This window comes from uncultured Neglectibacter sp., assembly GCA_937958185.1.
Taxonomy (GTDB): Bacteria; Bacillota; Clostridia; order Oscillospirales; family Acutalibacteraceae; genus Acutalibacter.
Genome location: CALFFN010000005.1, coordinates 103,451 through 130,288, shown reverse-complemented (window position 1 = coordinate 130,288; position 26,838 = coordinate 103,451). Strand labels below are relative to the sequence as shown.

At 49.9% G+C, this 26,838-nt stretch carries 29 protein-coding genes; 1 reads left to right on the top strand and 28 read right to left on the bottom strand.

The window, feature by feature from the left end:
* Positions 1-950: 950 nt before the first annotated feature.
* The 19 genes from AB8996_RS01450 to AB8996_RS01360 all read right to left on the bottom strand — a co-directional run bounded on the left by AB8996_RS01450 (position 951) and on the right by AB8996_RS01360 (position 13,018).
* Positions 951-1,100 carry a rubredoxin-like domain-containing protein gene (locus AB8996_RS01450; protein ID WP_369297194.1) on the bottom strand — a complete coding sequence of 50 codons (150 nt, stop codon included), beginning with the start codon at positions 1,098-1,100 and terminating at the stop codon, positions 951-953.
* 143 nt (positions 1,101-1,243) lie between these two features.
* Entirely contained in the window at positions 1,244-1,441 is a 198-nt protein-coding gene (locus AB8996_RS01445) for a helix-turn-helix domain-containing protein (protein ID WP_369297193.1), read from the bottom strand.
* A 4-nt stretch (positions 1,442-1,445) separates the two neighbouring features.
* The gene (locus AB8996_RS01440; RefSeq protein ID WP_369297192.1) at positions 1,446-1,844 is read right to left on the bottom strand and encodes a sigma factor-like helix-turn-helix DNA-binding protein; all 399 of its coding nucleotides are present in this window, start codon (positions 1,842-1,844) and stop codon (positions 1,446-1,448) included.
* Positions 1,845-2,157: 313 nt separating this feature from the next.
* Positions 2,158-3,015, bottom strand: coding sequence for a GH25 family lysozyme (locus AB8996_RS01435; RefSeq protein WP_369297191.1), 858 nt, complete (start codon positions 3,013-3,015; stop codon positions 2,158-2,160).
* Positions 3,016-3,018: 3 nt separating this feature from the next.
* Positions 3,019-3,285, bottom strand: coding sequence for a phage holin (locus AB8996_RS01430; protein ID WP_369297190.1), 267 nt, complete (start codon positions 3,283-3,285; stop codon positions 3,019-3,021).
* Between the two features lie 31 nt (positions 3,286-3,316).
* On the bottom strand, positions 3,317-3,616 hold the full coding sequence (locus tag AB8996_RS01425) for a hypothetical protein (RefSeq protein WP_369297189.1): 300 nt from the start codon (positions 3,614-3,616) through the stop codon (positions 3,317-3,319).
* A gap of 40 nt (positions 3,617-3,656) precedes the next feature.
* On the bottom strand, positions 3,657-3,998 hold the full coding sequence (locus tag AB8996_RS01420; RefSeq protein WP_369297188.1) for a hypothetical protein: 342 nt from the start codon (positions 3,996-3,998) through the stop codon (positions 3,657-3,659).
* Complete coding sequence (locus tag AB8996_RS01415; protein ID WP_369297187.1) at positions 3,995-5,341, bottom strand: hypothetical protein; 1,347 nt, start codon at positions 5,339-5,341, stop codon at positions 3,995-3,997. Before AB8996_RS01415 ends, AB8996_RS01420 begins: the two co-directional genes overlap by 4 nt.
* Complete coding sequence (locus AB8996_RS01410) at positions 5,334-6,716, bottom strand: radical SAM protein (RefSeq protein WP_369297186.1); 1,383 nt, start codon at positions 6,714-6,716, stop codon at positions 5,334-5,336. Before AB8996_RS01410 ends, AB8996_RS01415 begins: the two co-directional genes overlap by 8 nt.
* Positions 6,717-6,733: 17 nt before the next feature.
* On the bottom strand, positions 6,734-7,495 hold the full coding sequence (locus AB8996_RS01405) for a hypothetical protein (RefSeq protein ID WP_369297185.1): 762 nt from the start codon (positions 7,493-7,495) through the stop codon (positions 6,734-6,736).
* Entirely contained in the window at positions 7,492-7,842 is a 351-nt protein-coding gene (locus tag AB8996_RS01400) for a hypothetical protein (RefSeq protein ID WP_369297184.1), read from the bottom strand. Before AB8996_RS01400 ends, AB8996_RS01405 begins: the two co-directional genes overlap by 4 nt.
* 58 nt (positions 7,843-7,900) lie before the next feature.
* The gene (locus AB8996_RS01395; RefSeq protein ID WP_369297183.1) at positions 7,901-8,731 is read right to left on the bottom strand and encodes a hypothetical protein; all 831 of its coding nucleotides are present in this window, start codon (positions 8,729-8,731) and stop codon (positions 7,901-7,903) included.
* Positions 8,732-8,754: 23 nt separating this feature from the next.
* Complete coding sequence (locus tag AB8996_RS01390) at positions 8,755-9,648, bottom strand: glycine-rich protein (protein WP_369297182.1); 894 nt, start codon at positions 9,646-9,648, stop codon at positions 8,755-8,757.
* Positions 9,649-9,663: 15 nt separating this feature from the next.
* Positions 9,664-10,389 (bottom strand): hypothetical protein, encoded by a 726-nt coding sequence (locus AB8996_RS01385; protein WP_369297181.1) that lies wholly within the window; start codon positions 10,387-10,389, stop codon positions 9,664-9,666.
* A gap of 37 nt (positions 10,390-10,426) precedes the next feature.
* Positions 10,427-11,104 (bottom strand): hypothetical protein, encoded by a 678-nt coding sequence (locus AB8996_RS01380; protein ID WP_369297180.1) that lies wholly within the window; start codon positions 11,102-11,104, stop codon positions 10,427-10,429.
* 33 nt (positions 11,105-11,137) lie between these two features.
* On the bottom strand, positions 11,138-11,569 hold the full coding sequence (locus tag AB8996_RS01375) for a hypothetical protein (protein ID WP_369297179.1): 432 nt from the start codon (positions 11,567-11,569) through the stop codon (positions 11,138-11,140).
* A gap of 27 nt (positions 11,570-11,596) precedes the next feature.
* Positions 11,597-11,995, bottom strand: a complete 399-nt coding sequence (locus tag AB8996_RS01370; protein WP_369297178.1) for a hypothetical protein — start codon at positions 11,993-11,995, stop codon at positions 11,597-11,599.
* A 5-nt stretch (positions 11,996-12,000) separates the two neighbouring features.
* On the bottom strand, positions 12,001-12,822 hold the full coding sequence (locus tag AB8996_RS01365) for a phage tail domain-containing protein (protein ID WP_369297177.1): 822 nt from the start codon (positions 12,820-12,822) through the stop codon (positions 12,001-12,003).
* 34 nt (positions 12,823-12,856) lie between these two features.
* Complete coding sequence (locus AB8996_RS01360; protein WP_369297176.1) at positions 12,857-13,018, bottom strand: hypothetical protein; 162 nt, start codon at positions 13,016-13,018, stop codon at positions 12,857-12,859.
* 203 nt (positions 13,019-13,221) lie between these two features.
* On the opposite strand from AB8996_RS01360, the gene AB8996_RS01355 reads away from it, so the two are divergent.
* Positions 13,222-14,289, top strand: a complete 1,068-nt coding sequence (locus AB8996_RS01355; protein WP_369297175.1) for an S-layer homology domain-containing protein — start codon at positions 13,222-13,224, stop codon at positions 14,287-14,289.
* Here AB8996_RS01355 and AB8996_RS01350 read toward each other — a convergent pair.
* The 9 genes from AB8996_RS01350 to AB8996_RS01310 all read right to left on the bottom strand — a co-directional run bounded on the left by AB8996_RS01350 (position 14,286) and on the right by AB8996_RS01310 (position 26,783).
* Entirely contained in the window at positions 14,286-17,606 is a 3,321-nt protein-coding gene (locus AB8996_RS01350; RefSeq protein ID WP_369297174.1) for a hypothetical protein, read from the bottom strand. The genes AB8996_RS01355 and AB8996_RS01350 overlap by 4 nt on opposite strands.
* Before the next feature lie 76 nt (positions 17,607-17,682).
* Complete coding sequence (locus AB8996_RS01345; protein WP_369297173.1) at positions 17,683-22,575, bottom strand: hypothetical protein; 4,893 nt, start codon at positions 22,573-22,575, stop codon at positions 17,683-17,685.
* 884 nt (positions 22,576-23,459) lie between these two features.
* Positions 23,460-23,816, bottom strand: coding sequence for a hypothetical protein (locus AB8996_RS01340; RefSeq protein WP_369297172.1), 357 nt, complete (start codon positions 23,814-23,816; stop codon positions 23,460-23,462).
* A 33-nt stretch (positions 23,817-23,849) separates the two neighbouring features.
* Entirely contained in the window at positions 23,850-24,314 is a 465-nt protein-coding gene (locus tag AB8996_RS01335; RefSeq protein ID WP_369297171.1) for a hypothetical protein, read from the bottom strand.
* Positions 24,315-24,383: 69 nt separating this feature from the next.
* Positions 24,384-24,581, bottom strand: a complete 198-nt coding sequence (locus AB8996_RS01330; protein ID WP_369297170.1) for a hypothetical protein — start codon at positions 24,579-24,581, stop codon at positions 24,384-24,386.
* Positions 24,581-25,372, bottom strand: a complete 792-nt coding sequence (locus AB8996_RS01325) for a hypothetical protein (protein ID WP_369297169.1) — start codon at positions 25,370-25,372, stop codon at positions 24,581-24,583. The genes AB8996_RS01330 and AB8996_RS01325 overlap by 1 nt, the downstream gene beginning before the upstream one ends.
* Before the next feature lie 26 nt (positions 25,373-25,398).
* Positions 25,399-26,124 (bottom strand): hypothetical protein, encoded by a 726-nt coding sequence (locus tag AB8996_RS01320; protein ID WP_369297168.1) that lies wholly within the window; start codon positions 26,122-26,124, stop codon positions 25,399-25,401.
* Positions 26,125-26,130: 6 nt separating this feature from the next.
* Positions 26,131-26,466 (bottom strand): hypothetical protein, encoded by a 336-nt coding sequence (locus tag AB8996_RS01315; protein WP_369297167.1) that lies wholly within the window; start codon positions 26,464-26,466, stop codon positions 26,131-26,133.
* Positions 26,467-26,546: 80 nt separating this feature from the next.
* On the bottom strand, positions 26,547-26,783 hold the full coding sequence (locus tag AB8996_RS01310) for a hypothetical protein (protein ID WP_369297166.1): 237 nt from the start codon (positions 26,781-26,783) through the stop codon (positions 26,547-26,549).
* Between the last annotated feature and the right edge of the window lie 55 nt (positions 26,784-26,838).

Sequence of the window (26,838 nt, the reverse complement as noted above, 5' to 3'; positions counted from 1 at the left end):
ATGATTCAGCCAGCAGTCAAAGGATTCTTTGTTAATCCGAAGCAGTTTTGGTCCGCAGCGTTTGACAACAAATTCCTTTGTTGTACTGCAAAAGCTATACGCACTGCGTTCTGTCATGTTCAAGATTTCGGCTACTTCAGAAACCAGGTATACCTTTTTAGCTGGACTTTGGGGTTGACTTTCTTTCACCCAACTTGCGCCTCCTTTCTCGAAGATGCCTCCTTTCCTGTAGTTTTGATAAATGGCTGAGATTTAGCAAAATTATTATACACCACAATCAGGCAGCATCCCATTTGAAAAATAAAAAAAGTTGTTCCATTCTGTAACAATCTGTCGGCTCGCTTCCTGCAGCCGTGTTCGGTCCTGCGTTTTCTCCCTTGCTTCGCTCAGCAGATGCGTCATGGCAAAGCCAGGGGTATTCCCTCCGGCAGATCGCTATGCTGTTTTCAAGGTTCAAGAAAAAGTGAATTTAACCACCTTCTGCTATATAAAGAGCGGTAATGTGTCAGAATCAGTGCAAAGTTTTTAAAAAATCGTTCGCCAGGATATGGCAAAAGAGCTAATAAAAAGACAGGAAACCAGAGGAAGAATTTTCTTCCGTCTGATTTTTCGATGAAATTGTGATCTTGATAAGCCTTTTATTATGTCGGCAGCATAGATGATATCGTAGAATCCCTGCGTACGCACATGAAAGACGTTTCCTGGTGGACCTACTACCGTAAGCGCTGGGATGCCATTGAGATCTTGAGCAGCTTGCTGTGGGAGCATACAGATCGGGAGACAACCGCAGCGTTGGAGGAGAGGTGTGGATAGAGGTTCACCTTTTCTAAAATGAAAAACCAGCGCCGAAAAGAAATGACCGGCGCTGGCAAAATAAATTTTGATTATTGGCACAAGAGAGCTTGGTTCAGTAATAACTGGCTGGAAGTCCCGTCGTCTGCATGAGATTCCTATTCCCATTTTTCCTGCCTAGCTTTCAATTCCATGATCTCCGGCTCCAATGCAGGACGGATATCCCGCTTTCCGCAGTCCGGGCAGGTGTCCGTTTCTTTCTCCCGTTTGAAAATAAAACCGCAGTTCTTGCAATAATATACTGGCATAAAAGTTCCTCCTCTGTAAGTTACATTGTACCACACTCCCCAAAATCCATCAAGTCCTATAAGAAAAGGCCGATAAAATAGGTATTTTCCTATCTTATCGGCCTTTCTATTTTCTGCTTAGTAATCAGATTTCTGCTTAGTAATCAGAACAAATCCAACTCGGCTTTAAAATGCTGGATACAACTCAAAGTCACACTGCAAAGCCTCTGATACAGGTCTTCATCGTATTCTCCCTGTACAACAGCATTTTTCCGCAGCAGGGGTTCGTATTTCTTTAGGATTTCTTCAGCCGCATTATTGTCGCCTGTCTTTGCTCTTTCTATCAAGTCAGAAAAATTCATGTACTTACTCGCCTTCTAAAATTTTTCGGAACATATGGATCATTCGCAAATAAGAAGCCTTTACTGTCCAGAAGTTCCGATGAAGCTGCTCCGATGCCTCACGATACGTTAAACCCTGGATGCCGCACAGTTCCAGTATCTCTAAGTCCTTTGGCTTTAAGCTTCGTATCGCCTTTGACAAAGCTTCATTTTCGATTTGATCCGCAAGAGGAAGGTGCGAAAGGAAATCGGGCTCGTACAGTTGATCTTCTTTTTCAACTGCACTTTGCAGCGCTTCCCTGTTCTCTGTGTTCCATTTCTTTTGAAGATACCGTCTGCGTTCTCTGTTAACTGCCAGTTTGAGATAAGCTGAAAACCGATTCTGCAGACTGCTTTCTCTTTCTTTCTCGTTAGGCTCTACCATATCATACTTTCCTTTCAAATTATGTTGAAATAAAGGTGATATGGAGATTATGGGGGACGGATAGTTATGCCCGTGTATTTGTCTTTGCGGATCGCTTTTGCACTTTTTACAAATTTAGGCGCAATGATATCTTCATAGTTCATTACACCCCAGTATTCTACTTAATCCTTGAAAATAAGGAAGAATATTGTTGGCAAAATAGAAGCTTTGCAAAAAAGAAGGGAAACTTGAAGGTTAATTTTTACGCGGGATTCTTTCTCAAAAAAAGCGCTATGGGATCAAATACTCCCATAGCGCTTTTTTCGGATAAAACTTACGGCTGCTTCATCTGTTTGTGCAGTTCCATAGCAACCTGCGCAGATTCCTGCCGTGTAATAAAGCTTTGCGGTCGAAATGTCCCGTCCTTATCTCCGTTCATGATCCCGTTCTCCTTGCAATAAGCCACAGCCGGCTGCGCCCAGCTACTGGCAGGCTTTTTTGCCTGCTGTACAAAGTAGCTTGCAATTTCTTCCTGAACGATTTTTCTAATTTGCGTTTCGTTCAAAGCTTGTTCCTCCTTTTTTTGCGAAAGACTGGGGTAATCGCGATAGGCCCAGTTGCCATCGAAGCGCTTTCCGCCAATGTACAGCTGGTCAGTGAACTGCCAGATGCCGTACTCCTTCTTATATTCGCATACGCTATTCCATTGAGCTACCCACTTGTCATACCGATCCAAGCGGGGATCGTTCAGCTCGTTTTCCAACCACGATAATGAGGCATATATTCCCGCGTGATACCCCTCTTCTGAAATTCTTTTGCAAAAAATGTCACAAATATCTACCAGAACAGAATTTGCAGGCATACCGTGATTTGCCTTGTAGTGGTCGGCGTCTTCCATGTCAAACCACACGCCGTATGCAGGCTTAGGAACTTGGCTTAATAATCGAAGTGCGTGGTTAGCTTCACTTTCTGCCTGAATAGCATTCAGGGCATACGAATAGAGATAGACGCCGTAAGGCATTCCTGTCTTTTGCGCCTTTGAGACATTTTCCAAGAACCTTCCATCGTCCTGGTTCTCATAATCGCTTCCATAACCACAGCGAAGAAGCACAAATCCAATTCCAGCAATCTTTAACTGTGCAAAATCCACTTTGCCGTTATTTTCACTAATGTCAACGCCTTTTGCAGCCATTGCTCATTCCCCCCTTTTCTTGGGGTGGCTGTATTCTAAAGCCTGCTTGCTGTCGCCTGTTCCTTCAGTAGTTGGATCCACCACCACCCCGAGAACGGACAACACCGCAAAGGCAGCGTTAACTACCGCAAGCAGGCGGTTTCCCGTTTCACCCAAGTCCAGCGAATACCCAAAAACAGCCGCTACGGTCTGAATCAGCAGCAATACAGCCGGAATGAGGGCAAGCCAAAAGCTCTTGTTCCGGAATCTGACCTTCCAATTGATATTCATAGGCGCTTTCCTCCGTTCCGTTTATGAAAATCTACTTTTCCGCTGTCATCTCTTTCTCATCTCGAGTTTCCAGTTTCACAATCCTGATTTCGTGATTTTGCAGCCTCTGTTCATTTCCGTCGATTCGCTCATGAAGCCTCTGGTGAGATTCGGACGCGTGCTCTCGAAATGCTGCGTTTTCCTCCTCCAGTCTTTTGATATTCTCAAAAATGCCTTCAATCAGGGTGGATAATCTGGAAACCGTGTTGTTGAACTTCAGGATTGGCGCCATAACGGTAACAATCAGACCCGCCAAGCCGATGATCACGGTAACTACGGTCCATTCGTTCATATCGATCACTTCCTTACTCTGCCGTGTTCCTTTGTTGGCCTCAACCGATATCAAAGCCCTCCTGCACATCGCTTTCTATATAGCCAGCATCGTCCTGATGGTCTTTTCCGTCTGCCAGCCGGGAAATATGGTAGACCACCAGAGCGCGGGCGATATCTTTATAGATCTGTGCGATCTGTGAGGGAGCGATCAGCTCATGATACACATATTCCAGCATCAGCACCACAGATAGATTCATTGAGTCCTGACCGTCAAGATAGTAGATGGCCCTCATAGTTTCCAACAGGTCAGAAAACAACCCCGGCTCTGCACGGTTGTTATTGATCACGCTGCACAAGTCGTTCGCCAGCTGAGCCTGCAGCTCTTCAAAGCTCCTGTTCATATGCGTTCCAGCACTCCTTTTATGTATTTTACCTGCCTTTTATATTCTGCCGGGATTTCCGGGTCCGCTTCAATCATCTGATAAGCATGGTAAAAACCGTAGATTTCATGAAGCGTCTTAAATTTGGTATACATCAGGTCGCACACGCTTTCCACAGGCGCGAACAGTTCCCGGTTGACCTCCAGCTGAGAACCAAGACAGCCCCTGAGGCAAATCGACTTGATTGCGCACCCAGAGCATTTCGGATGTGTGACATTGGGATTCATGGCATAGATTTTGGCTGCCAAGCTGACATTTTTTTCTTCTACCCCCACGATTTTACCATTTTCTACCGCCAGCCGACCGTAATGATATTCCGGGTACATGGTTCGGTGGCAGGGCACCAATGCCAAATCGCCCAGCCTCACTACCGGGCCGGATTGGATCGAGCAGGTGCAGCGGTTACTGGTAAACGGAAGCTTCAGTATATCGCCCATAGTCACATGTTCGTATTTCCCGGGAACATGAAAGATGCGATGAATAAAATCCTTGACATCCCCCTTGTGGAAATGCTTCAGCGAGCTTTCTGCAATATACCACAGCATATCGGAATAATCGCTTAGGGAAGCGGTATCCCACGTATCGTTGCGTACCTCCAGCAGCATGGGAACATAAAACTTTGCCTCTTCCCCAAAATGCTTCAGCAGCATTTCGACCCACCAGTCGAAGCTTTCCTTGTAGTTTGCTACAAATTCCTTACTCACCATAGGATGAAAACCGCACCGGTGCTTTTTAGAAAAGGAAAACACCTTGTCGTAATACTCGTCGGTACGGTAGTCCTTCAGGCTTTGTCTGGCAGTGTCGTCCACGCCCTTGCCGTCAATAGAGCAGGAAAGAAACATAGATATCCCGATTTTTTCAAATTTGGAGAAATACTCCTCCACCCTGCTTGTTCGTTTTTCGCTGCCAACAAACGAAAAATTTGAGGGTATCACAATGGCGCCGCAAAACCGCCGGCGCAGCGCATGCTGATAGATTTTTTCCAACACCTGAAAGCCCAGCTCTCCCGCGAAGAATTCCCCCGAGAAAATGTCCAGTGTTTCAATGTAATATTGCTTGTCTTCAATCCAGTTCAAAAGAATTTCCAGATTATCGAGGATCGTCTCGCTGTTTCTGAGTTCTCTGGGATAAAGCCTGTCCCCATAACGGTGAATATAGCAGTATTCGCACTGCATATCGCAATCCGCCGTGACAATAAGTTCTATCGTTCCCAGCTTATTCTCCGGGTTCCATTTACGAAAAAACTGCCGGTCAAACAAGGTATAGAGCATTCGATTTCGCTCCAACCGGTCTGTGCTATTCATGTTCATACTCCTTTAATTCCTCCAACATGGTGTCCATTGCCCCGTTCAAAAACAGCCTGATCCACCAATAGGGCTGCACAAAGAGGGAATGGCAGAGCTCCATGTTGGACGCAAGGCACATGCCGGGTCTGCACATAAAGTCCATCACTTCGGCAGCCTGCTCCTCGTTTCCGTACTTTGAAGCGATAACGCCAGAATTGGCAGCCAGCTTTATCATGGTTTTTGCGTCTGAATAAATCAACTTGCTTGGATTGAAGTAAATCAGATTCATGGATTTTCGGTGTCTGCGGAAGTCCTCCAGACCAAAATTACAGCCGTCATCCACATAGTCCTGCTTGGCGCTCAGCTTTTCCGTCCTTGCGGAATTGTGGTATTCCACGTAAGAATCAAAAAGCGTTCTGTGGCAGACAGAATACCGCCCGTGAGGCGTCAATGTCGCACTGTATACCAGCTTACCACATCCGCCGCCGCAGTAGAATTCACGGAAATTCGCCTGTTGTCCCCCCATACTGTAACGGTCCACATAAGGCACCAGCGACCTGCCGCGAAAGGCAGGAAAATCATGATCGTGGGACACTTTCTGAAAAACTCTGCAAACCTCGGCGAACTTCCTTCCGTCAGCCTGTGTATAGCCGTAGGGTTCGGCATAATTGGGAATTCCCAAAAAGACAGATTCGATCGCGGGATCAGCCTCTGTAAAGGGCAGCCGAAAGCTTTCATCGAAGAAAGCAAAATAGCTTCTGACATTGCTTTCCTCCAAAAACCAATCCATGGTATCTACGGAAAGCGTTGGCTTTGTGGTAACTCTGATCCCGACATTCCGAGGCAATTTTACCCGCAACAGCTTTTGATAATTTTCCAGAATTTTTCCGGTAGTTCCCTCGCCCCGGTTCGGATCGTTGATTTCTTCCGGACCGTCAATGGAAATCTGAACATCGATGTAAAATTTTTCCTTTTTGCTCACCGCGCCGATGGTATCTGCCAGCTCCTGTATGAGGGGAACGGCGTTGGGCAGTGTGAGATTCGTAGAGAAGTCGATTCGTTCCAGAGCGGGGAGCAGTTTATAAAACTCCTCAAACTGTCCGGAAAACCTCCGTATGCCAATCAGAGGCTCGCCTCCCCATAAGCTGATATTTCGAATGGAATCCAAATCCTCCTGGCGCATCTCTGTTCTCAGCCGGGAAACGTAATTGTGTGCTTCCCAATCCTGCCGGATATCTTCGTCAATTTTTTTCAGAGCATTGGAATTGTCCTTGCAGATATAGCAATAGGTGCATTTCAAGTTGCACAGCGCCGTTGTAAAAAGAGTGATTTCCTGCAACGGCTCCAGCTGGTCCGGCGGCTTGCAGACAGAGCAGCCGTGGTTTAACTTCATAAGGTGTTACCCCCTTTCTATTTTATAACGCCTGGCACGTCCGATTTGTTTGTATAGTTACTGCAATCTGTGTAATTGGCCTTGTTCCCCCGGTTACCGGAATAATTGGAGGAGCAATTTCCACTGCAGTTTACCTGATTTCCATTGTGAGAAGTCTTGTCGCTGTAATTGGCATAATTGCCGTTGTTACCGCTTTTGTTGGCCGCATAGTTCATATAGTTGGCATTGCAGGTATTATGACCGCAAACAGAACCGGAATTGTTGGCATAATTGCTGTTTACTCCCGAATTTCCGCCCGGACTGTAGTTGTTCCCGTTGTAGGAGGTGCGGTTGGAGGATTTATTGGCATAGTTGGAATTATCTCCGGAGTAATTGGCATAGCTGGTGGAAACACTGCTCTTGTTTGTGGAATAATTTGCATTGTTTCCGCTGCGATCCGTGTTGTGAGAAAGGCGGTCCGAAGTTTTATTGGCATAGTTCGTACAGGCCGCTTTCATCGTTTCAATGGCTTGCGCGGCAAGTGACACGACCGTCTGCTTCATAACATCTCCAGGATCGATCTCTCCCAACGGAAAGTCAGATGTGGAAAGAAAATTGGATTCCAAGGAGGTTTGCTCCAGCTTAGACTTCAACTCCTGTGCTGTAGAAGAAGCGGCAAGTTCTCCTGCTGCGGTCAGAGCTGAAAAAACCGCCAAGCCATGAGAGGAGCGCACCTCGTTCAGCTCACTGTACAGTCCGTTTATGTCGGAAGCCCTGTATGGCTCTCTCTCTGTGCTCATGATTCGCTATCGCCTTTCTCCACCGTCATGACACGGATCGTTTCCATCAAGGAGGAAGGGCCATAGTTTACATTATACTGAACGCTGAGGGGGAGCTCAGTGATTTCCGACACCAGGGAATCCTCCAGCAGAAGCTGAACTCTGAGGACCTGCTCATTTGCCAAAATCAGCCGTCCCGCCATATCCTTCAATACAAAACCATTTCCGTCTTTGGGGTAATTCATCAAAGAGAGAGATTGCATTCCTTCCCCCTCAGTGTAGTTTATCTGAAGGTTTTCCACCTTCTGGCTTCCAATCTCAAGTACAGAGCCGTCTGCCAATGTAAATTTTGCTGTCATCTGTTTCATGGTTCTTTCCTTTCCCGCAAAATCGAAAAGCTATCGCTTCTGCGTCAAAAAATTACACTTATGACCACACACCGGATACCGCGACCCAATCCGTGCCGTTAAAATACTTGATCACCCCGTTCGCTACCGAGGTGTCGATCCAGAGAAGCCCAGTATTGTCCGGTTCTGTCTCCTGTGCCACAAAGCCGCTCTGCTGGTACAGATACTGCTTCGGCACCTTTCCATTCTCATCGAGAGGCGCTACTCCCCCGGACAAACCGCGCTCGGAAGCATTCAACTTACCATTCCACGCATTGCGTTCTGATGAAGTGATATGTATTGTTGAATTTCCCTTGTGCGTGTTCAGATTGCTTTGCACTGCGTCCGCGCTTCCCTCAGGATCAGCGCCTACCTCTTCCGGCGTTGGCACCCAAGTATCCGGGCGCGCGCCAACCTGAGCGGCAGTCGTGCCGTGGGGATTTCCACTTGTTTGCGAATGGGCATAGGCAATTTTTCCCCTGTCGCCGCGATAAGCCGTCGCAGACGTCTCTCCCAGCGCGAGCGAGGGTGAGATCTCCACATAGGAACTTCCGCTCCACCGATAAGTCAGGTTTGTAGAAGTGGCTACATAGATCTTTCCGGATTCTCCCTTGTTGGGAAATTGAGCGGCGGAATCAAACTCCAAAACATCATCCACAAAAGCAGGAAGCTGCCCCGCCGGGATTTTCCCGTCCTCAAGATCTGCTTTCAGAGAAAGATCAGATTCTATTTGGGAAAAAGCAGCGTCAATTTTCATCATATTTGAAGTGGGAGCCGCCCCTGCCATCTCTTCCAGCCATACGCCGAATTTCTTTGGCGCGTCCGCATTGGTATACAATGTCAAATCTATATTCGGAGATTTTTCACTCACACAATAACCTCCTTCCTATTTCGTCACGACTCATCTTGATAGACGCATCGTGCAATTCCGTCTACTCCGTAGTAGACCTTTTTTACTTTTCTTGCTTTCCCTGAAACACCGATATACACTTTTTTAACCTTCTGAGCTTTTGAGGATATTCCGTAGTAAACAGCTCCATGAAAGGCGCTCAAAAAGGTAAAAGTGCAGTACCCGTTTCCAGAGTTGTAACCGTCAGTTCCTGTGGCAGAGGGGTTTATCGACCAGCTTCCCGCTGTATAAGATGTGTAAGAAGCCCAACCTCCACCAAAAGAGCGGTTATCGTCTGCCGCTCCTCCACCGCCATATCCGCCCTGTGCAATCCCGCCGTTTCTGGTGTACTTTGCGCCAACAGCGTTTTGAGAAATATATTGCTGAACCGACAGCACTTCCGAAGTGTGACCAGTCGCCGCACAGGTTGAGTTAGAGGGCGCAATATAGTTATCCGGATGCCAGTATGCGCTGGCATTTCCGTTTGTTCCTGTATCAGCACTGCCTCGATAGGCACAGTCGTGACTGCCGCCTCCGCCTGCAACAAGAAGCAGCACCTCAAAGGCCTGTCCGTTTTTAGTAAACTGGAAACGGCTGTCAACCACTTCGGGAATCTCCCGAATCACCATGGTATACCCTCCTCCGCCACCAGAAGAACCATCCGTGGCAGTGGCTTGTACGCAAGTGCCTGTACCGCCTACAACAATGTGGATGATTTCTCCTTTCCTCAGAGCATAGGTGCCAACCAGGCGAGCGCCTTTTCCACCGGCAGCGGCATAAGATGTCCCATACTTGTTGCCTCCGCTTCCTCCCGCGGCAACTGCATCAATGGTATAATACCCTGATTGCGTTACTGTAAAGGTCTGCTCCGCTCCTGTGTAGTTGTATCTCGTTGCCATAGATCGCCCTCCTCATCATTCATAGACAAGATAGAGCGTTCCGGTGGCCAATGCTGAAGAGCCAGCCGTTAAGTCAGTAGTAGAGGCTACAATTTTTGATGCATCCAGCTTCCCGTTCCAGCTGCTTCGTTCTGATGCTGTGATATGGATTGCGGAATTGCCGGTATGATTATTCAAATTACTCTGTACGGCAGATGCGGAACCATAAGGATCCGCGCCTACATCTGAGGCGGTTGGCATCCAGTCATCCGGCCGCGCCCCCACCTCTGCCGCGGTTGGTGTCCATGTGCTGGGCCGCGCGCCGATATCAGCGGCGGTAGCGCCATGTGGATTCCCCGTTTCCTGAGAATGTTCAAAGGCTTCTTTTCCCAAATCGCCTCGAAAAGCCGTGGACTGCGTTTCCCCCAGAGCCAGTGAGGGGGATATTTCCGCATAGGTAGAACCGCTCCAACGGTACGTCAGGTTAGTAGAGGTGTCCACATAGATTTTCCCGGCTTCTCCCAAAATGGGAAAGTACGCCTTTGTGTTGTATTCCACCACATCGTCCACAAAGGACGGAAGCTGACTGGCAGGGATTTTCCCATCAACCAAATCGGCTTTTTGGGGCAGCGCGTCCCGCACGGCCTTGATTGCCGCATCCAGCAGCATCATGTTGGATTCTGCTCCGGAGCCTGCCAGCTGTTCCAAAAACGTGAGGAATTTTTCCTTTACGTCCGCTTCGCTGTACAGGTTCAAATTCAAATTTGGCGAATGCTCGCTCATTTTCTCCGTCCCCCCTTTAGTCAATAACTTCCAGAATCAGGTCTTCCAGCGTTCTGTCCTGCATGGATTCCAGCGTCAAGGGGAAGGTTTCCCCCAGATTTCTGAACCGCACCAATCGGCTTGTTGGATTTTCTGTAAACAGCTTCATTCTGTCCAAACCGCCGGAATAAGCCGTACTTCCCGCTGACAGACCGCTGCTCAAAAAGCTGGCGCTTTGCGCGGAAGCATACCTGCGAACCAGCCACAGCGCGCAGTCCATTGCGGCTGTGAGGACGGAAACGCTTTCGGAAGACAGGTACTTTACCGTATCCGTTTCCCTTACGGGAGCGGAGGAAAGGCGTGCCGAATCCTCCGCATTTGCGTATTTTATATCCCGTGCAGCGGCGCTGGTCGTATCAAGAATCAGTTCATCAGATATCTCCCCTGCGAACGCCGTGGAAAAGAGCTTGCCCGCCGCTGTCAGGAGCAGCTTGTCCTTCCCGGTTGTATACGCTGTTTTCAGCATGGGAAGAATCTGCTCCACCAGCTCCATTACCGCCTGCGGTGCGATATATTTCTCCAGGTGGGCAAGGGCCTCCTCCGAAAAAAGAACCAGATAGTCCTTGCCTGCCAAATCTTTTCGCTGCACCAGCTCCTGAATATACAGGTCGGTTTCTGTGACCTTCCGGCGCAGAAAAACGTCAAAGTGCTTCAATTACCCCACCGTCCTTCCTTGGGGCGGAGTATTTCATTCCCCCGCCGGCTCTGTGGGATTGCTCAGGGTGATGGTCAGGCTTTCCCGCTTGATCGCCACCACGGTATTAGTTTCCACGATGCGGCTCAGGGACAGCACATCGTACACCAGCAGATTTCCGCCCTCCGGGGCGTCATAGATCACATAATGGGTGATGGGGGCGGCGGCTGTGCTCCAGGGATACATGCTTTCCGGGAAGGTGAGAGACGCCGTATTCTTGATCACGCCGTTTACCGGCTCGGAGAAGCAATCGATCAGTACGCGGGCGTATGCGTCGCCGGGGGTGCTGGGCTCAGACACGCCGGTGCCGTCCACATTGGGGGCGGTGGTGCTGAGACCCAGGTAATACCTGGCAGGCAGGGCGGGGTCTTTCCTGGAGCCGAAAACGTTGCCCATGATCTGGTTCAAAAAGTAAGTAGTGTTCATAAAAAAATCATCCTTTCAAAAATGTGGTTACTGAGACACGGTTTCCGTGCCTGTGTGATAGATAAAGCCTTTGTGAATGTTCTTGCTGATGACAAGCAGCCCCTGCCCGGGGATTTCCACTTCGTCGTCGATATCCCGGATCTGAAGCTGATAGACGTACTTGCCGTACAGCCCCGCCGTGTCCTCCGGCGTGAGGTATGCTTCCGCGATATTGGGAACGCCGTCGCTGTTCAGCCGTATTTTACACTTTTTGCAAAGCAGGGGCTTCCCGCTTTTGTTGGTGTAGTCGATCACGGCAAAGTTCACCTTGCAGCCGTTGGCATTGAACGCGTCCCGGGTCGCCTCAAAATAGAGGTGGAACACAAAGGTCTGCGTTTCCCCGGCTACAAACTTCACCTCCGGCATACTGTAGATTTCGTTAATCATCTGTCTCACCCCCCAACATTCATGGGATACTCGCAAATGAACTTGACTGTGCCCTGCCCGTTTATCACCAGCGAATTATCCCCCCGCACCAGCCGGAAGAAATTCATATTGAAATAGGAATAAACGGATTTCGGCAGCTGCTTGTCCGCCCGGATCACCTGGTTCTCGTTATCGACCGTGAGGATCAGGGGAACAAAGCCCGCAAGCCCGGAGAACTGGAATTTCCTGCCGCCGTCGCTTTCGTTGACGATGGAAACGCCGTCCCCGCTTTTCAGGGAAAGCTCCAGCCGGGGATAGTACGGTCCGTGGAAGGTGCTGCGGTTAAAAAGCAGCACCTGCTTCGGCGCCCCCGCCAGGCGGTAAACGTACCGCTCCGGGTAGGTGTACCCAAAGGGGGAATCGCAGGTCACCCGGCAGGAAAACGCCCAGGTTTCCAGCCCCTCGGAAATGGGGGTAAGCTCGGAGATCAGGCAGCGGTAACGCACTGTTTCCATATCGTCCTGCTCAATTTCCAGCCACTTCCACTTGCCGTCGTCATGCCCGGTGAGCCATGCCGTGACCGTCTGGATATCCCACCTGTCCAGCGGCTTGTGGGCAGAAATGGACTTTCGGTTCACGCCGAACACCAGCTTAAATTCCAGCGGCTTGTTCTGCGCCACCCCGTATAAATAAGAGCGGGGCTTCCCCTCCACCTGCTGGGAAAGGACCTCCCCGGTGGAGGCGATGGGGGAATCCTCCTGAGTATTGGAGCCGAATTCATAGATTTCCAGCCCAAATTCCGAGGAGGGAACGCCGTCAAACGCAAAGCCGCAGCCTTCAAAAGCCATTGCATCACCTTCTTTCCTTTCATGCTTCTGTGATCTATTCTTCTTTTTCTTCTTCATCGGGAAGCTGCTGAACGATGTCTTCCAGCACCCCAATGCTTCCCGCAAGGTTTGTCAGGCTGACCTTGCCGCTGACCGGAATGGTATTCAGCGCCTGCAGGACCTGAACCAGCCTGATTTTGATCTCTTTGTTCGTCATGTCTCTCCTTTCCCGGAGAAAAGCTCTCCGAACCTGTGCAGAATTACCCTGCAAATTTGAAAATTAACCTGCAAATCTATATAAAACCTGAGAAAAACTCAGATGAAAATCACAAAAAGGGCTTGCATTCGGCAATAGAGACCTATATAATTGAAACAGAACTTATCGGTGTTACAGAAATGAAATTGAAGGAGGCTGCCTCTATGAAACTGCATCGTAAGCTCATCTCTTTGTTATTAGCCGCTGTACTTTTATTGGGAACCTTGACTTTGCCCGCTTCCGCGGCGGGGCTGCCTTTTACCGACGTGCCGGAGAATATCTGGTATCAGGACGCGGTGACATATGTATATGAGCACGGCCTGTTCAACGGCACCGGCGACGGCAGCACCTTTTCCCCCAACGCGCCCATGACAAGGGGCATGTTCGTGCAGGTGCTTTCCAATAAAACCTCCAACTTTGACAAATCCACCTGGACGGGGAAAAGCAGCTTTTCCGATGTAAATAAAGATAAATGGTACGCCCCCGCCGTGGAATGGGCTTACCGGGCGGAGCTGATCTCCGGCGTGGGCGATGGGAAATTCGCCCCGGAAAAGAACGTGACAAGAGAGCAGATGGCGGTTATCATGTACAACTACGCCAAGAAAACGGGCAACGACGCCAGCTTTGACAGCGATATCCTTTCCCAGTTCCCCGATGGCGGCTCTGTTTCCAGCTGGGCGAAGGAAGCCATGCAGTGGGCGGTGACCCACAAGGTGGTGAACGGCAGCAACGGGAAGCTGAACCCCCAAAATAACGCCCAGCGCTGTGAGGTAGCCCAGGTAGCGGTGAACGCCGACCCTGTTCTGGAAAACACCACCGTGGAAGCCGACCCCAATTTTGACCCCACCTTTGTTGACCCCACCCCTGACGATCTGCCCGAGGGGGCTTGCACCTACCGGGAGTTCCGGGAGATTTTCTCCGGAAAAGTAGAAATAAAAGGAGTTATTACAAAAATACATGCCATCGGGAATATAGACTATGATCCTGTCTATGTCCGGGCGGTAGACCTTATTCCCTTTGACGTGCTCGACGAATATATGTTAGCCATGATGAAGGAATTGGGGCTGATAGGAGACACTGATAAAACCCTTAGCCTTACTTTTTATGTAAGCGGGTTAGGAGGAGAAGAAATTCGTTTAATATATACTGCACCGTTTAGCAGACCTGAATTTGAGATTTATGAGCCTGCGAGATTTAATTTCTTCAAATCAAGACTAGATATGTACTATTAAACCTCCAATACAGATATCCGGGCAGCTAAACCTTTTATATCGCTTTCCGCTTTGTTCAACCGGCTTTCTATACCCTTAAAGGCCTCTATGACATTTGTCCATCCGTCTTTATATTCTGGCGAATAACATTTCGCTGCGATTCGGAAGGATTCTCTTACGTCTAGTCCATTTAGTGCCCCTGCCCGGCTATTAAACCAAACACCGCCGTTATTTGCAATAAAGCTGATTCCACCATGTTCTGCATTTAAACTAATGCCTTGCATTGACTTCATCTCCAAAAGGACGGTAGGAGAACCGTCATTTTTACCGCCCCCTTGTCCAACCGACCCTAAAAATTCTCCTTTATCGTCATACCACTTGATAGTTGGAGACTCAATGGTGGGAGCGTAAATGCTGGTGCCACTGATGAAAGTGCCGTTGGGCGCGCCGTTGTTTATGGTGATATCCCCCTGCATGGTAACGTGACCGTTTTCATCGATTTGAAAGGTAGTGGTTCCGGACTTGTCCTTGATGGTAAGGCCCTTAAGGTTCAAGTATTCCGGCTGAAACCTGTAATGGTCTTCGTCTTCCAGTTTTTTCACCATGCTCTTCCCGTTTTTATCCAAATAATCTTCAGCCTGTATCACACCATTAAAATAAGCATCGCCAGATTCTGCATCTATGTAGAATCTGGCGTTTTCTTTGTCAAAGCCAGATTCGTTGTAGACCGGGTAAATCCCCATGGCAATTCCCACATCAGGGTTCAGCACAATTTGCCGCAGTCCCTTTTCGGTGTTTGTGGTAATGTCAAACTCCGCATTGTGGAGCTTTGCCCCGGTTTCGTCCACCTGAAAGGCAATGGGCTTCCCCTCTTCGTTCTTTGTCTGGATCCGCAGGTTTTCCCCTGCCAGCAGGGTTCCCACGATATTCGGAGCCACAATACCGAAGCAGCTTCCCCGGGTCTCGTCCTTGAAACGCCCAATCGCCATTTTCACCGTTTGGAACCCATCGGCTGTAAACACAATGTTGTTGTTGAGCATGGCGATCTGGTCGTCCTCGTAGCCCTCGGCGTGGTTTTGGTCGTTTTTCCATTTCCGCAGCTTTAAGCCGCTTTCGTCCCAGGAAATGGCCTGGTTTTGGGAGGAAAGCACGGCGTTTTTGGAAACGTCCAGGGCGGACTGGATAAAGCTTTGCACTTCCGTCTGTGCGCCGCTGTCCACGAAATTGCGGTAGGTGTACTTGCTGAAATCCACGCTTTTCCCCATGGAAACGCTTTGCTCCAGCAGGTCCACCAGCCGGAAAGCCGCATCGAAGGAACAGTATTTATCGCTGAACCGAATGGAGAAGCTGGTGGGGTCGGAAAAGCTGTAGTCCACGCCGATGACAAAGGGCTGCAAAAGCTTGCCTTCGTCCAGCTGAAGAAAAATCCGCTCGCCCAGCGCCAGCTGATCCTTAAAGCTCTCGAATTCCTCCAGCACCAGGAAATTGGCGGCGTTTACCGAGAAGGTGTAGGAGGGGTACGCCAGCTTGCGGAGGGTTTCCTCGCCGTACTCGTACAGCGACCACGCCACGGAATTCTGCTCGTACACGCTGGCGTTTTCCGTGAGGTAGACAAAGCTTTCCTCTACGGAGAAGCGCACCCAGCTTCCGGCGGCGTAAGCGTTCAGGGGCTCTGTGGGAGTGTCCTCCGGCTCCTTGGGCTCGGCTGGGAACACGGTATCGTCCTGCACGGCTGAGAAACGGGCTCCTGTCAGAGAAAGGTACGCCGTGCGGAACATTCGCTGTTCCTCCTGCCCGGTTTCTTCCGGCTCGCTTCCCAGCGCCGCCCCCTCAATGGGCAGGTTCAGCAGGGCGCTGAAAATCACCTCTCCATCGTCCGTGACCTCCAGGGTGGCGTTTACCACCTTTGCCGGGAACCGGCTGCCCAGCTCCGGCGGTACGGCAAGCACGCCGCCCTGCACGGTATACAGGGTTTTCCCCGTTTCCTGCCGGGGGATCTTCGTCACATTCGCCTCGCTGAGAAGATATTCGCCGTCATACTGCCCTTTTGTGCCGTGCCCGGCATAGGAAGAGGCGGTGGACATGGCGAAGGAGCTTTCGGTGAGGGAATCTTCTTTCATGTAAGCGCTGTACTGCTGCCATTCCTCCGGGGTGAAATAGACGGAGGGCTTCAGCTCTGCCGCCGCAGCGTATAAGCTCTCTTCCGCAGTCTTCAGCTCGTCTTCCTTCTCGCCTATCAGCGCGCTCTGCATATTGATCTCGCCCGCAAGCCGGGAAAGCTCCTCGTGGATCTTTTCCAGCGGCTCTGTTGCGCTCTCGTAATCCTCCGCCTTGGCGGGAAAATCCTCCTCCTTCTTTCCGGCCAATATCCATTCCTGCAGGGCGGAGGAAATCTGCTCTTTCACCTTGCGCTGGGTCTCCATGTCCTCCAGCCGGGCTTTTTCCGTGTCGATCTCCGAGCGCCGTATATCGCATTCCAGCCAGCCCCGGTAGAACTCGTCCCGTGCCAGGCGGCACGCCTGCTTCCAGCTGTTCCACTTTTCCAGCTGGGCGGGGGTAAAGTTCTGCTCGTTCAGGAAATAGTCCAGATTGTAAAGCTTATTGGAGCCAATGGGGTTCACGTCCCGGATATTCACGCCCTCTGCGCCGTTTACGTCCAGACAGGTGATAATACCCTCCGTGTCCTCGTTTATAATCAAATCCTTAATCAGATTTTGAGTCGAAAGATACACGGATTTTGTCACCGTTTCGCTGTCCACCTCCCGCACATGAACGGTGTAGGTGTAGGTATCGAAATCGAACACACAATTATAGCTGGTCTGCAGGGTGTTTTTGATGAAGTTATAGAGGTTTTCCCCGCTGACCTCAAAGGTGCGGTGCCGCCCGATGAGCTTTTCGTCCACCTCAAAGCGCCACCGGGGCATCAGCTCTTTGATCCTGCCGATGATGGAATCTTCGAAGCCGATCTCGTTATAAAACTCGTAAGTGCCCCGGGGCATGGAAATTTTTCTGAAGGTGAACTCATACTCCAGGGAGTAGCCCTTGCAGGTTTTCACCCTGGTTTTTCCAGTGTCCCGCTCGCTGGGGTCTGTGAGGATAAACCGGCCGATCCCTTGCAGATCGGCAATGCGCATTCCGATCACAAGGTCGTAATCCGGAGTGGGCTCGCCGTCCGCATAGGCGGGAAGCTCGAAGGTAAGCTCCGAAACCTCGTTATAGTGAAGCGAAAGGCTCACGTTGTTTGCAAAGCCCAGCGGAGCCAGCACGTCGCCGCTCAAATTCCGCAGAACCAGCACCGGGCGTTCCCCGCGCTTAAATTCACTGAAATTTACGACCATAGTATTCCTCCTTTCCATTGTCGTTGGTTCGGTCTGTCCTGTGCGCCCAAAGCGCACAGGACGCCGAACAAGCTTTTTACTGCTTAAAGCCTGCAAAACGATGGGTGGAAATCCCGGTTTTGACAAACATATTCTGCAGGCTGTCCAGGGCGGTATTGGCAATCATGTTTCCGTACTTTACAGCATCGCTGTCCTTCATGACGCCCTGGTGGTGAAATTCCACGTTGATGGTGGGGCTGAACACGGTATCGTTCAAGTGAGAGACCTCCCGCACTGCGCTGTCGTACCGCTCCGTCAGGCTGGGGAAGGTGGGGGAGAAGGGCGCAAACCGCTCGGAAATGTCCGCGCCAAAGCGGTCCCGCATTTCCTTCACAAAATCTATCGTTTCGTAAAGGTTTTCCTTCCCGGCACGGTCCAGCACCATTTCGCCCTTTTGCAGCAGGGCGAAGACCTCGTCGTCCCGGATATCCATATTGTCGCCGACAATGCCGCCCTTATGGTAGATGCTGTACAGCAGTTCCTTTTCACCGCTGCTGTCGATAAAATACCAGGTGCCGTTTTCTCTCTTTACCTGGCCCAAATCGCCCAGCAGACTGTTGATTTCCTCTCCCAAGCGGAGATTTTCGGCGGATAGCCTCGCCTTGCCCTCCGCATCAGAGCCGGTATACATATTGCTGTTGTGGCGCATTTGGGAAACTTTCGCTGAAATTTCGGCAGCGTTCTCTCCGCCGATGGTTTCGGTGTTAATCCCCGGGAACGCGTCTTTGATGGAATTGTACCCCTGTTTCGCCTGCATGGCGGCTTCCCATGCCGTTTTAACAGAATTTTCGCCGTCAATAGCGTCTTTGTACTCCTTCACATAGGAGATCAGCACATCTTTCAGCTTTTCCCCTTCGCTGTCAATTCGTTTTACAGCGGCTTCATAGAGTTTCCCTTCGGTGTCAATAGCGGCTTCTGCGTCTTTGATTTCCTGATCCTTGGCATCCTTAAAGCGCTTCGCTTCCTCGTCCAGGGCGTCTATCTGGGCTTCCCGGGCATGGTCTTCCTGGAAATCGACCAGCTCCTGCTGCTTTTCCGCCAGTTCTTCCTCCAGCTGCATGCGCTCGTAGGCGGCTTCCCGGCTGTCGTCCAGGCTCAGGCGGGAGATCTGGCTTTGCAGCTTGGAGATCTCCTTCAGCTTCTGGTCGCGTTCCTTGGAATAGTCCTTTTCATCGGCCTCGTCCTGAAGGGCCTTCTTTTTCAGGTCGATGATCTCCTGATATTTGTCGATCTGGTCGTTTAGAGCGTCTACCCGATCCTTGGTTTCCTTCTTGATGAGGTCCTCGGTAAGCTCGATAACTTCCTTGAGAGCGCTTTTCTGCTCTTTGTAGATTTCCTTGCCAATCTCTCTGCTCTTCTTCGTGAATTCGTCCAGGGAGATCAGGTTCTGGTCGAAGGCCTGCTTCAGGTAGATCAGCTGATTTCTGAGCACGTCCACCTTGGTGGTGTCCATCTTGCCCCAAAGGTCGAAATCGTCCGCATAGGAAATGAAGTCTTTATATCCCTGGAGATTTTTCTCCACCATTTCCTGACGGTTCTTGCGGATAGCCTCTTCATGCTTCAGCCATTCGGCGGAGCTTTTCTGGTTGGCCTCATTGAGCTTTTCCGTGTCGGAGATCAGCTTCTCATACTCCTGGCGGAGAGCGTTAGTTTCCTCCTGACTGCCGCCCATGAGCTCGTTTATATGCTCCATGTTGGCGACCATCAGGCGGTTCTGCTCCGGGTCATAGTAAACGTTAAAGCCAGCGCCGCGCAGCTTTTCCACATTGGCTTTGATCAGCTCGTCCCGGCGCTCGTTGGCTGCGTGGAGCTCCGCCTGCTGCTGGCGGTAGTTCTCATTGAGCTGGCGGGTAAGGTTCACCTGCTCGCTGAGACTGTCCGTCATTTTCAGGGCATGGTTCAAGGCTTCCTCGTCCTGCTGCAGCGCTTTCAGGCGGGTTTCGGCCTCGTACAGCTCATCGATATCGGCAAGGTATACGTCCTTATCCTCCACCTTGGGCTTCAAGGTTACCGTGCCGCCCAGGCTGCGGAAGCCTGTCCGGGACCACTTGGACCAATCGGTGTGGGAAACATACCGGCCGCCGCTGAAATTGAGGAACTCATCCGTACCCTTGGCAAAAGCTTTTCCGCGGGAGGCGGCGAAGCCGTTGTTCAAAAGGCTTCTGGTCTGCCGGGCGTTGAAGATGATATCGCCCTTTTCCGCATGAATGAACTCCGCGCCCATCATGCCTACCAGCTGCCACCGCCCCGTCCGGCGGTTCACATACATTTCCGGCGCTTCCTCACCCACCAGCACATTCCCGGTTTCCGGCACGCCGCTGATGCCGGTACCGGAGGCTTCGGCGGTGCCGATGGGTTTATTACTGTTTCCTGAATTATAATAGGTAGGGTATATTCCAAAGGAAACATCTTGACCAGTGAGGGCTTTCATCGTGTTAATTGCCGCCATTTGGGCCATTGCGACAGCGGAATCAACTTGAATTGCAAATTCGGCGGTATTACTTACTTCAGCCTTTTGCGCTAAGATTCCATTGAGGTGTTCTGTAACGCCTTTATCCAGGGTTTCGGTGGTAATAACAACAGTTTCATTTGTTTCGGAATCAAGATACTCTAATTCGCCGTCTTTGTTGACCTGCAAGTTATAAGTAGTGAGAATTTCGGGTGGAAGCAATGCGATTTTTTGAATCAGCTCATCTATTTCTTGCTCTGTTTGCTGATATTCTAAACCTACTCCATAACTTCCGGCTTCTGTATTCAGTTCGGATAAATACTTTTTCTTCTCTACCAGTGAGCTGATTGCTTCCTCGGCGGCCTCGTCTACTGAAAACAGCGGCGTTTCATTTATCTCTTCCTGCATGGAATGCCAGTAGTTTTCTATATCGGCAAAGTTAGTGTCTGCTTTGATCTCGATTCTATTTTCGTCTTTGCCAAGAAAAAGAGCTTTTGTAGTCTCATCAACTGAAACACCAACTTTTTCCAGCTGTTCTTTTGATATGCTTTTTAACTCATCGAGGAATTCAGATGTATCATTGCTGCCTTCTTTTCTGGATTGGATAAAGCCGGTTATTGCTTCTTTTGCTTTCAGAACACCCGGCCCATCGGGAATAGTGTCATCATACTCATTACTCATAGCCATGAGTTTTGCAATATGAGTATCCATTTCTTCGTTAGAGCCATTTAATGCCGCCGACCAAACACTTTCTGCCAGCTCAGCCTTCACGGCTTCCTGCGCTGCTTCCCGTTTTCCGTCCGTTACTTTTTTGAATTTATCAGCATTCAGGGTCAGTTTTCCATTACTATCGTCCAGACAGTTGAGATAGTCCTGGTCTAAAGAAGCCAAGGCACTCAGCGTTTCAGCGGAAACCGTTCCCTGAGAATTTGCTTCTTCAGTTGCCCGTGCAAACAGGCTTTCCGCTTGGCTGATTTCATTCAAGGGTGTTGACAATTCAGTAAATGATTGATTCAAATCACGTGTTGCCCTTTTGGCTTCGGTGATTTTAGTCATCAGGTTGTCCCAGCTGAGGTCATCTCCCTCAATCGTGCAGGCAACTTTCAGAGCATCCGTTGTCAGCCAGTTTTCCCGCCCCTTGAATTCATCGCTCAGTTTGGCGCGAACCTGCTGTAACTGGTCCTGATAAGTATTTTCATCAAACCCCAATTTCAGCTTAAGATCCGCAATTTCCTCACTGCTGAAATTTTCTCTGATAGCATATGCCAGCTGTCCAAAGAGAGCGTTTAATTGCGAGTTGTATTCATCTACACTGAGGTTAGATGAGTCCAGATTAAACATGCTATCCAGGATAGCCTGCGCCTCAGTATTTCCCGCTACCTTTTCCACCATGGAGTTGACTTGCTTTGTCATCTCCGCAATTTCTTCGTCACCCAGCTCCGCGTAATTGCGGGAATCAAACCGCTGGAGCATACTGTCGAAGAGTATGGCCTGTTCATCGCTCATTTGCGAATAGGCTTCATTATATCGCGCAACTTCTATAAGGTGGTAGCGCATCGCTTCACTTGTTTCTTCTGCGCCGCTTACAGCATTCTTGTATTTATTGACCTGATTTTTGAAATCACCAGCGCGTTCATCAAAAAACACACCTGTTACCGGATCATTGCCATATTTGCTTCGTGCACCTTCTACTATCGCTTCAGCATTCTCAGCAATAGTATCTGCATAATCTTGCAATAGCGCTATGGAATTGAAACCTTCCGAAGTAGTATACTTCTCGATTTCGGAGCTGATATTTTTAATTCCAATAGAATTTAACAAATCGCTGGCAAAATCAATGCTATCCTGCCCACCCCATTGGGAAAAAGCCTCAGGGCTTTTTCCAAAAAGATACGTCAGCGAATACCCAAAGTTCTCAAATTCACCGCCCCAAGCTGTTTCGCCATAATCATCAATGTACTTTCCAAAGTATTGCTTTGCCGGCGATGCCGCCAGATCGGCATTTAATGTTTTTTTCAGATTCTCTGGGCTGACTTTATCGCCTAATTCCCTGCGTTCTTTCTCTTCCTGAAGCCGAATGCTCTCTCTCAAAGCATCATTTTTGCGTATAATGGCCTTACCTTCAGCGTCATATCCTTCTACCAATTCAGGGGAAATATCGGCAATTTGCTGAACTATATCCCGGTAACGCTCGCTTTCTTCCGTATTTAAGCTGCCGGACTGAAATTTCTTGTTTAGAGTGTCGTACTCCTCTTCCAAATCGGAAAGAGTTTGGATATTATTTTGAACGCTTTCTTTTACATCATCATATTTCGCCTGAAGCGTTTGAGCCTGTTCGATTAGAATTTCATCCTTGCGAATCCATTGATCTAACTGGTCAACGGCAAGATCTACGCCAAAATTTACTAATGCCCCGGTAATACCTCCGAATGCTCCCTGAATTAAAGCCCCAGTCAAACTTTTTAATGTGCCGTTCGACATTGATTGTGTTAAAGAATCAGATATTTCTTTAGCTATCAAACTGAATTGGCTGACTAAGCCTTGACTTTGTTTAGTAATAGTAATAAAATGAATCTGAGGTGATTTTATGGATACAAAAATTACAGAACAAAAGCCCGTTTACATCCCCAAATGCCCTACCTGTGGTTCACCTGACATTAAAAAGATACCCAAACGCGAATCTCGTCATCCGTTTGCAAGCGAACTCGGAGAACCAAACTATACTTTTAAAACCTTTGTCTGCAATAACTGCGGCTATGCTTGGTAATTTTTGTCACCTGCATACCGCTCATTTTGCACCCGGAAAATTCCGGGTGCTTTTCTTTTGCCTTTCTGACCCTCGAGGCGGGGAGTCTGTACGGACAGGAGAAATACCTCTAAAAAGCCATAAAAGCGCCATTTTGGCCCCTTAGAATGGAAAAGAGGGTTATTCCCCCCCTTTTTTCGTTTTCCCCCATCGTTTTCTCGGCAGTCCGTTTGCCTACAGTTTGGAATACACCATGCCGATACTGGGAAAAGGCTTTCCCATGCGTAAGGCCGCATTGTACCGGCCACCTAAGATACTCTCTGACCACTCCCCTCCGATACTCGGAGCGGGTTAGGTGCGGATCATCCCAAATCCCGGTCTTCTTACTTCCAGCGGCAGCATACTGAGCCTAAGCGAACCTATATGCTGCCGCCTACCCTTTGGCATTACCCATTGCCCCTGCCATGTCGCCACGACAGGTTAGTAACCGGAATTTCTGGGGAGTTTCCCGTCCAGAAACGATGAAAAAAGGAGTATGTTTCTTACACATACCATTTCAGGCTGTTTTCTTCGCATTCCCTTGCCGGGCACGCCATTTCTGCGCACGGCTCGTTCTGTGTTACCACTGGAATGCGGCGGGCATATATCGTCTACCCGCGTCACCGATGCTCTTTTTCAGGCTGGAAGACGCCTGCTCTCCAATGCCTTTGATGATTTTCGAGAAACCGTCAGTCGCCTTTTTGTCTACCTGTATATCGGAAACCTTCAGGCTGGTTTTTTCCACACTGGCTTGCAGGGCCTTGGAAAGCCGCTGGCTCTCCGAGGCGATATCCCCGTCATTCAGCTTGAAGCCTATTGTGATTTTTGATTTTGCGCCGATCTCCTGAGAAAGCCTGCTAAGCTGGCTTTCCAGCTGCTGCCGGGAAGCCGCTTCGTCCAACGCTGCCGTTACCGGCATTTGTTTGCTGTCACTCAATAGAATCACCTCTCTCGTGACGTTTCATGGTGTTCATTTTTGTGGTTCGCTTTCCGTTTTCTTTTCCTTCTGCATTGAGGAAACGGCGTCCGTTACCGCATTTCCCAAGATCTCCCGGACAAATTCCGCCAGCGGAGCGGCAGAATTGCGGTAGTCTACCATTTCCTCCACCGTATCCTCCAACTGGAAATACTGGGATTCGTCGATCAGCTTGCGAAGCTGGGGGTAGAAGTCCTCCTGCTCTACCAGCTGCATGAATTTGTCCGGCTCCAGCGAACCGTTGTAGTCCGTATAAAACTGTACTACCGTAGCCGCCAGCGCGTACTGCTTCAGATAAGGTTTGTACATTCCTCCCGTATACAGTGCGTTTACAGCTACCTCCGCTGCTGCGCCGAACTCCGCAAAATCAAGACGCTTCCTGACTGAAATGGTTTTCTTCTGCCCACCGGAAGCATAGGTAAGCGTACTGACCGCCTTTTGTGTGTCTGTTTTTTGCATATTGCATTATCCTTTCTGAAAGCAGGGAATAAGGGCGGCGGGGCATTCCGCCGCCCCCATTCGTTTATGCTATTCTGCTTTTTCCTGCCCGGAGCCGCCGTCTTTTTGGGAACGCGCCGCAGTCACCTGTTCGAGATATTCCATGCCGCACTGGGGCGAACAGGCTACCTCTCTCCAGTTGAACATACCAAGCTCCCGGCTGGTCTTATTGCAGGGCGTGAAGAGCTTCCCACACACCTTGCAGGGCACCTGACGGCTTTCTGCCATCAGGCGGTTTCCTCGTCACCGAAAACGATCATATCCCAGAACTTGGTGCCGCCGCGGCCGCAGGCGGAAGCCAGGCTGGTGCCCTCGAAATTGTGGACGGTCTGCTCGGTGCCCATGGTCAGGTCGAAATTGCCGGAGAAATCCACATAGGGCAGATAGAACTGCACGTGGTACTCGTTGTGGCACTTGTCCTCGGCGGTAGCGTCCACATACAATTCCAGCTTCTCGCTGTACTGATCGGACACGTTGGAGACCACATCGCCGGTCACCTTGCGGTCGTACCAGCATACGATCTCATCGCCCTCGGCAATGTCGCCCTCGGCGAAGGTGATCTTCTTCGTGGTGGGATCATAGGCAAACTTGCCTGCCGCCGCCGTTGCGGCCTGGGTCAGCTTCTTCTTCTGGGTGCCGTTGGGGTTCTTGACGAAAACAGTGCCGATCTCATTGCCGGCGGTGCCCACAGCAGCATAGCGGGTGGTGGCCTCCGTGCCGGAAACAGCCAGATAGTCGGCGATCTTCACGGTGGTTTCCTTGGTTGCACCCTCGGTGCCGGTATTGGCGGCCATCAGTGCCAGAGACACCATGCCGTTGGCGCCGGAAACCTTGACAGCCTTATTCTTCTTCAGGTTGCTGAGAGTACGGCCGCCCTTGCCGGTCAGGGGAGTGGTCTCCTGAGTATTGGAGATCGTGGCGTTCTGGAGCTCATCCAGAACAAACTTCTGCTCGCCGCCATTGATGCCAAAGGCAGTAATGGTGTCGAGGCTTGTGATAGACAGTTCGTTGATGTTCATTGCGATACATCCTTTCTTTTTTCTTTTCAGCGATCACTCGCCGGTCTGATGAATGACAGGGCCATTTCATCGAGTTTGGAGGAATCAATTTTACCGTTATAAACGGCCTGTAACAGCGCATCGGCATTCCGACCATGCAAGAGCTGATTGACGCTTCTGTGAAAGCAGTAGATATTCAGCTCCCGCACGCCGGTATAGTCGTATTTGAAGTCATGATGGTTTACCATAGCCACTACCAGATCCTCCAAATACTTTGTTTTCGGCTTATTGCGGGAGCGTTTCCGCTGTTTCCGAAGCTTTTCCAGCATATACTTTTTGCTTTCCTGATTTCCGGCTGTCTTTTCCGTTCGCTTCCAGCCGTGGATCAACCGAATGCCATCGGCAATCTCCCTTTGCAGCAGTTCGTCGATAACAAGCTGTTGTGTGGAGTCAAAAAGGATTTTGTCCCCATCGGCTTTTTGTCCGAACTCCATGTGGGACAGATCCGCCGGACCAAACAGGAGGGAGAGGTCCTTATTGCGGTATCCGCACAGGGTCAGAAAGAACAGCTCAAACTCGCTGATCTCCTGATAGTCAATGCCCATATCGTCCAGCCAAAGCTGAGCGTCATAGGGAACGCTGGAAAAAGCCTGTGCCATGCCAAAATAATCGTCTTCGCCGAAGTCAAGGATCTCTCCAACCGTGGGAATGCGCAGGGAAAGCGTTTCGGTAATGGGAAGGTCTGACGCCAATAAAAGATTTGTGTTTTGCATCGCCTGTCAGTCCATTACTGTTGCTTCAAAGATCATGCGCTTCCCACGATACCCCGGAGCGGGACGGAAGGGGATCATGGAAGCAAGCTTCAAGGGTCTGGCATGGAAGGTGTGCCCGTTTACGATCTGATAGGCTTCCTGAGCAAGTAAATCACAGCGGCTGCCCTCATCTGCCTTCAAATCTTGCTGCCGGGCATAACACCAAACGATCACCTCAAGTCTTTTATAGGTTTTCACCTCTGTGCTGCGCACCGCAGTGTCGATACACAGAAAAGCTCCTGTTTCCTGAGCTGCGGCGGCATCGTACAGAAACGGAAATATCCGTCTGTATTTCAGATCCACACTGTCGCTCTCTGCTCCCAAAAGCGTTCTGATTTTTGGAGACTCGCAAAAACACTGTATAAACGACTCCTTAAACGATGTCAACTCATTTGGTTCCACGACTCTTCACCTCCTTCCATCTTTTTTGATTGCTCAAAAGCTCTCAGAGTCTTTTGAACAACCAAATATTCCTCGGCAAGCCTGCGTTTCCTTCTGCCCTTGCTCTTCTTCCGGCACAGCGTAGTGATACGCACACCGGGAAGCCTTTGGCGCAGGTAAGCAGCTTGTTCCTTTGTCACTGGGATCATTCTGTCCTTCCTCGCCTTCCAGACCGCCATGGGGCGGCTTTTCTTTTTCCCTCCTATATCACCAAACTTTCCAATGGCAGAAATC

What these genes read in the sequence shown, in the direction of transcription:
- AB8996_RS01450 (WP_369297194.1), bottom strand. Translation starts at nt 1,100, where the DNA reads ATGCCAGTATATTATTGCAAGAACTGCGGTTTTATTTTCAAACGGGAG.
- AB8996_RS01445 (WP_369297193.1), bottom strand. Translation starts at nt 1,441, where the DNA reads ATGAATTTTTCTGACTTGATAGAAAGAGCAAAGACAGGCGACAATAAT.
- AB8996_RS01440 (WP_369297192.1), bottom strand. Translation starts at nt 1,844, where the DNA reads ATGGTAGAGCCTAACGAGAAAGAAAGAGAAAGCAGTCTGCAGAATCGG.
- AB8996_RS01435 (WP_369297191.1), bottom strand. Translation starts at nt 3,015, where the DNA reads ATGGCTGCAAAAGGCGTTGACATTAGTGAAAATAACGGCAAAGTGGAT.
- AB8996_RS01430 (WP_369297190.1), bottom strand. Translation starts at nt 3,285, where the DNA reads ATGAATATCAATTGGAAGGTCAGATTCCGGAACAAGAGCTTTTGGCTT.
- AB8996_RS01425 (WP_369297189.1), bottom strand. Translation starts at nt 3,616, where the DNA reads ATGAACGAATGGACCGTAGTTACCGTGATCATCGGCTTGGCGGGTCTG.
- AB8996_RS01420 (WP_369297188.1), bottom strand. Translation starts at nt 3,998, where the DNA reads ATGAACAGGAGCTTTGAAGAGCTGCAGGCTCAGCTGGCGAACGACTTG.
- AB8996_RS01415 (WP_369297187.1), bottom strand. Translation starts at nt 5,341, where the DNA reads ATGAATAGCACAGACCGGTTGGAGCGAAATCGAATGCTCTATACCTTG.
- AB8996_RS01410 (WP_369297186.1), bottom strand. Translation starts at nt 6,716, where the DNA reads ATGAAGTTAAACCACGGCTGCTCTGTCTGCAAGCCGCCGGACCAGCTG.
- AB8996_RS01405 (WP_369297185.1), bottom strand. Translation starts at nt 7,495, where the DNA reads ATGAGCACAGAGAGAGAGCCATACAGGGCTTCCGACATAAACGGACTG.
- AB8996_RS01400 (WP_369297184.1), bottom strand. Translation starts at nt 7,842, where the DNA reads ATGAAACAGATGACAGCAAAATTTACATTGGCAGACGGCTCTGTACTT.
- AB8996_RS01390 (WP_369297182.1), bottom strand. Translation starts at nt 9,648, where the DNA reads ATGGCAACGAGATACAACTACACAGGAGCGGAGCAGACCTTTACAGTA.
- AB8996_RS01375 (WP_369297179.1), bottom strand. Translation starts at nt 11,569, where the DNA reads ATGAACACTACTTACTTTTTGAACCAGATCATGGGCAACGTTTTCGGC.
- AB8996_RS01370 (WP_369297178.1), bottom strand. Translation starts at nt 11,995, where the DNA reads ATGATTAACGAAATCTACAGTATGCCGGAGGTGAAGTTTGTAGCCGGG.
- AB8996_RS01365 (WP_369297177.1), bottom strand. Translation starts at nt 12,822, where the DNA reads ATGGCTTTTGAAGGCTGCGGCTTTGCGTTTGACGGCGTTCCCTCCTCG.
- AB8996_RS01360 (WP_369297176.1), bottom strand. Translation starts at nt 13,018, where the DNA reads ATGACGAACAAAGAGATCAAAATCAGGCTGGTTCAGGTCCTGCAGGCG.
- AB8996_RS01355 (WP_369297175.1), top strand. Translation starts at nt 13,222, where the DNA reads ATGAAACTGCATCGTAAGCTCATCTCTTTGTTATTAGCCGCTGTACTT.
- AB8996_RS01350 (WP_369297174.1), bottom strand. Translation starts at nt 17,606, where the DNA reads ATGGTCGTAAATTTCAGTGAATTTAAGCGCGGGGAACGCCCGGTGCTG.
- AB8996_RS01345 (WP_369297173.1), bottom strand. Translation starts at nt 22,575, where the DNA reads ATGTCGAACGGCACATTAAAAAGTTTGACTGGGGCTTTAATTCAGGGA.
- AB8996_RS01335 (WP_369297171.1), bottom strand. Translation starts at nt 24,314, where the DNA reads ATGCAAAAAACAGACACACAAAAGGCGGTCAGTACGCTTACCTATGCT.
- AB8996_RS01330 (WP_369297170.1), bottom strand. Translation starts at nt 24,581, where the DNA reads ATGGCAGAAAGCCGTCAGGTGCCCTGCAAGGTGTGTGGGAAGCTCTTC.
- AB8996_RS01325 (WP_369297169.1), bottom strand. Translation starts at nt 25,372, where the DNA reads ATGAACATCAACGAACTGTCTATCACAAGCCTCGACACCATTACTGCC.
- AB8996_RS01320 (WP_369297168.1), bottom strand. Translation starts at nt 26,124, where the DNA reads ATGCAAAACACAAATCTTTTATTGGCGTCAGACCTTCCCATTACCGAA.
- AB8996_RS01310 (WP_369297166.1), bottom strand. Translation starts at nt 26,783, where the DNA reads ATGGCGGTCTGGAAGGCGAGGAAGGACAGAATGATCCCAGTGACAAAG.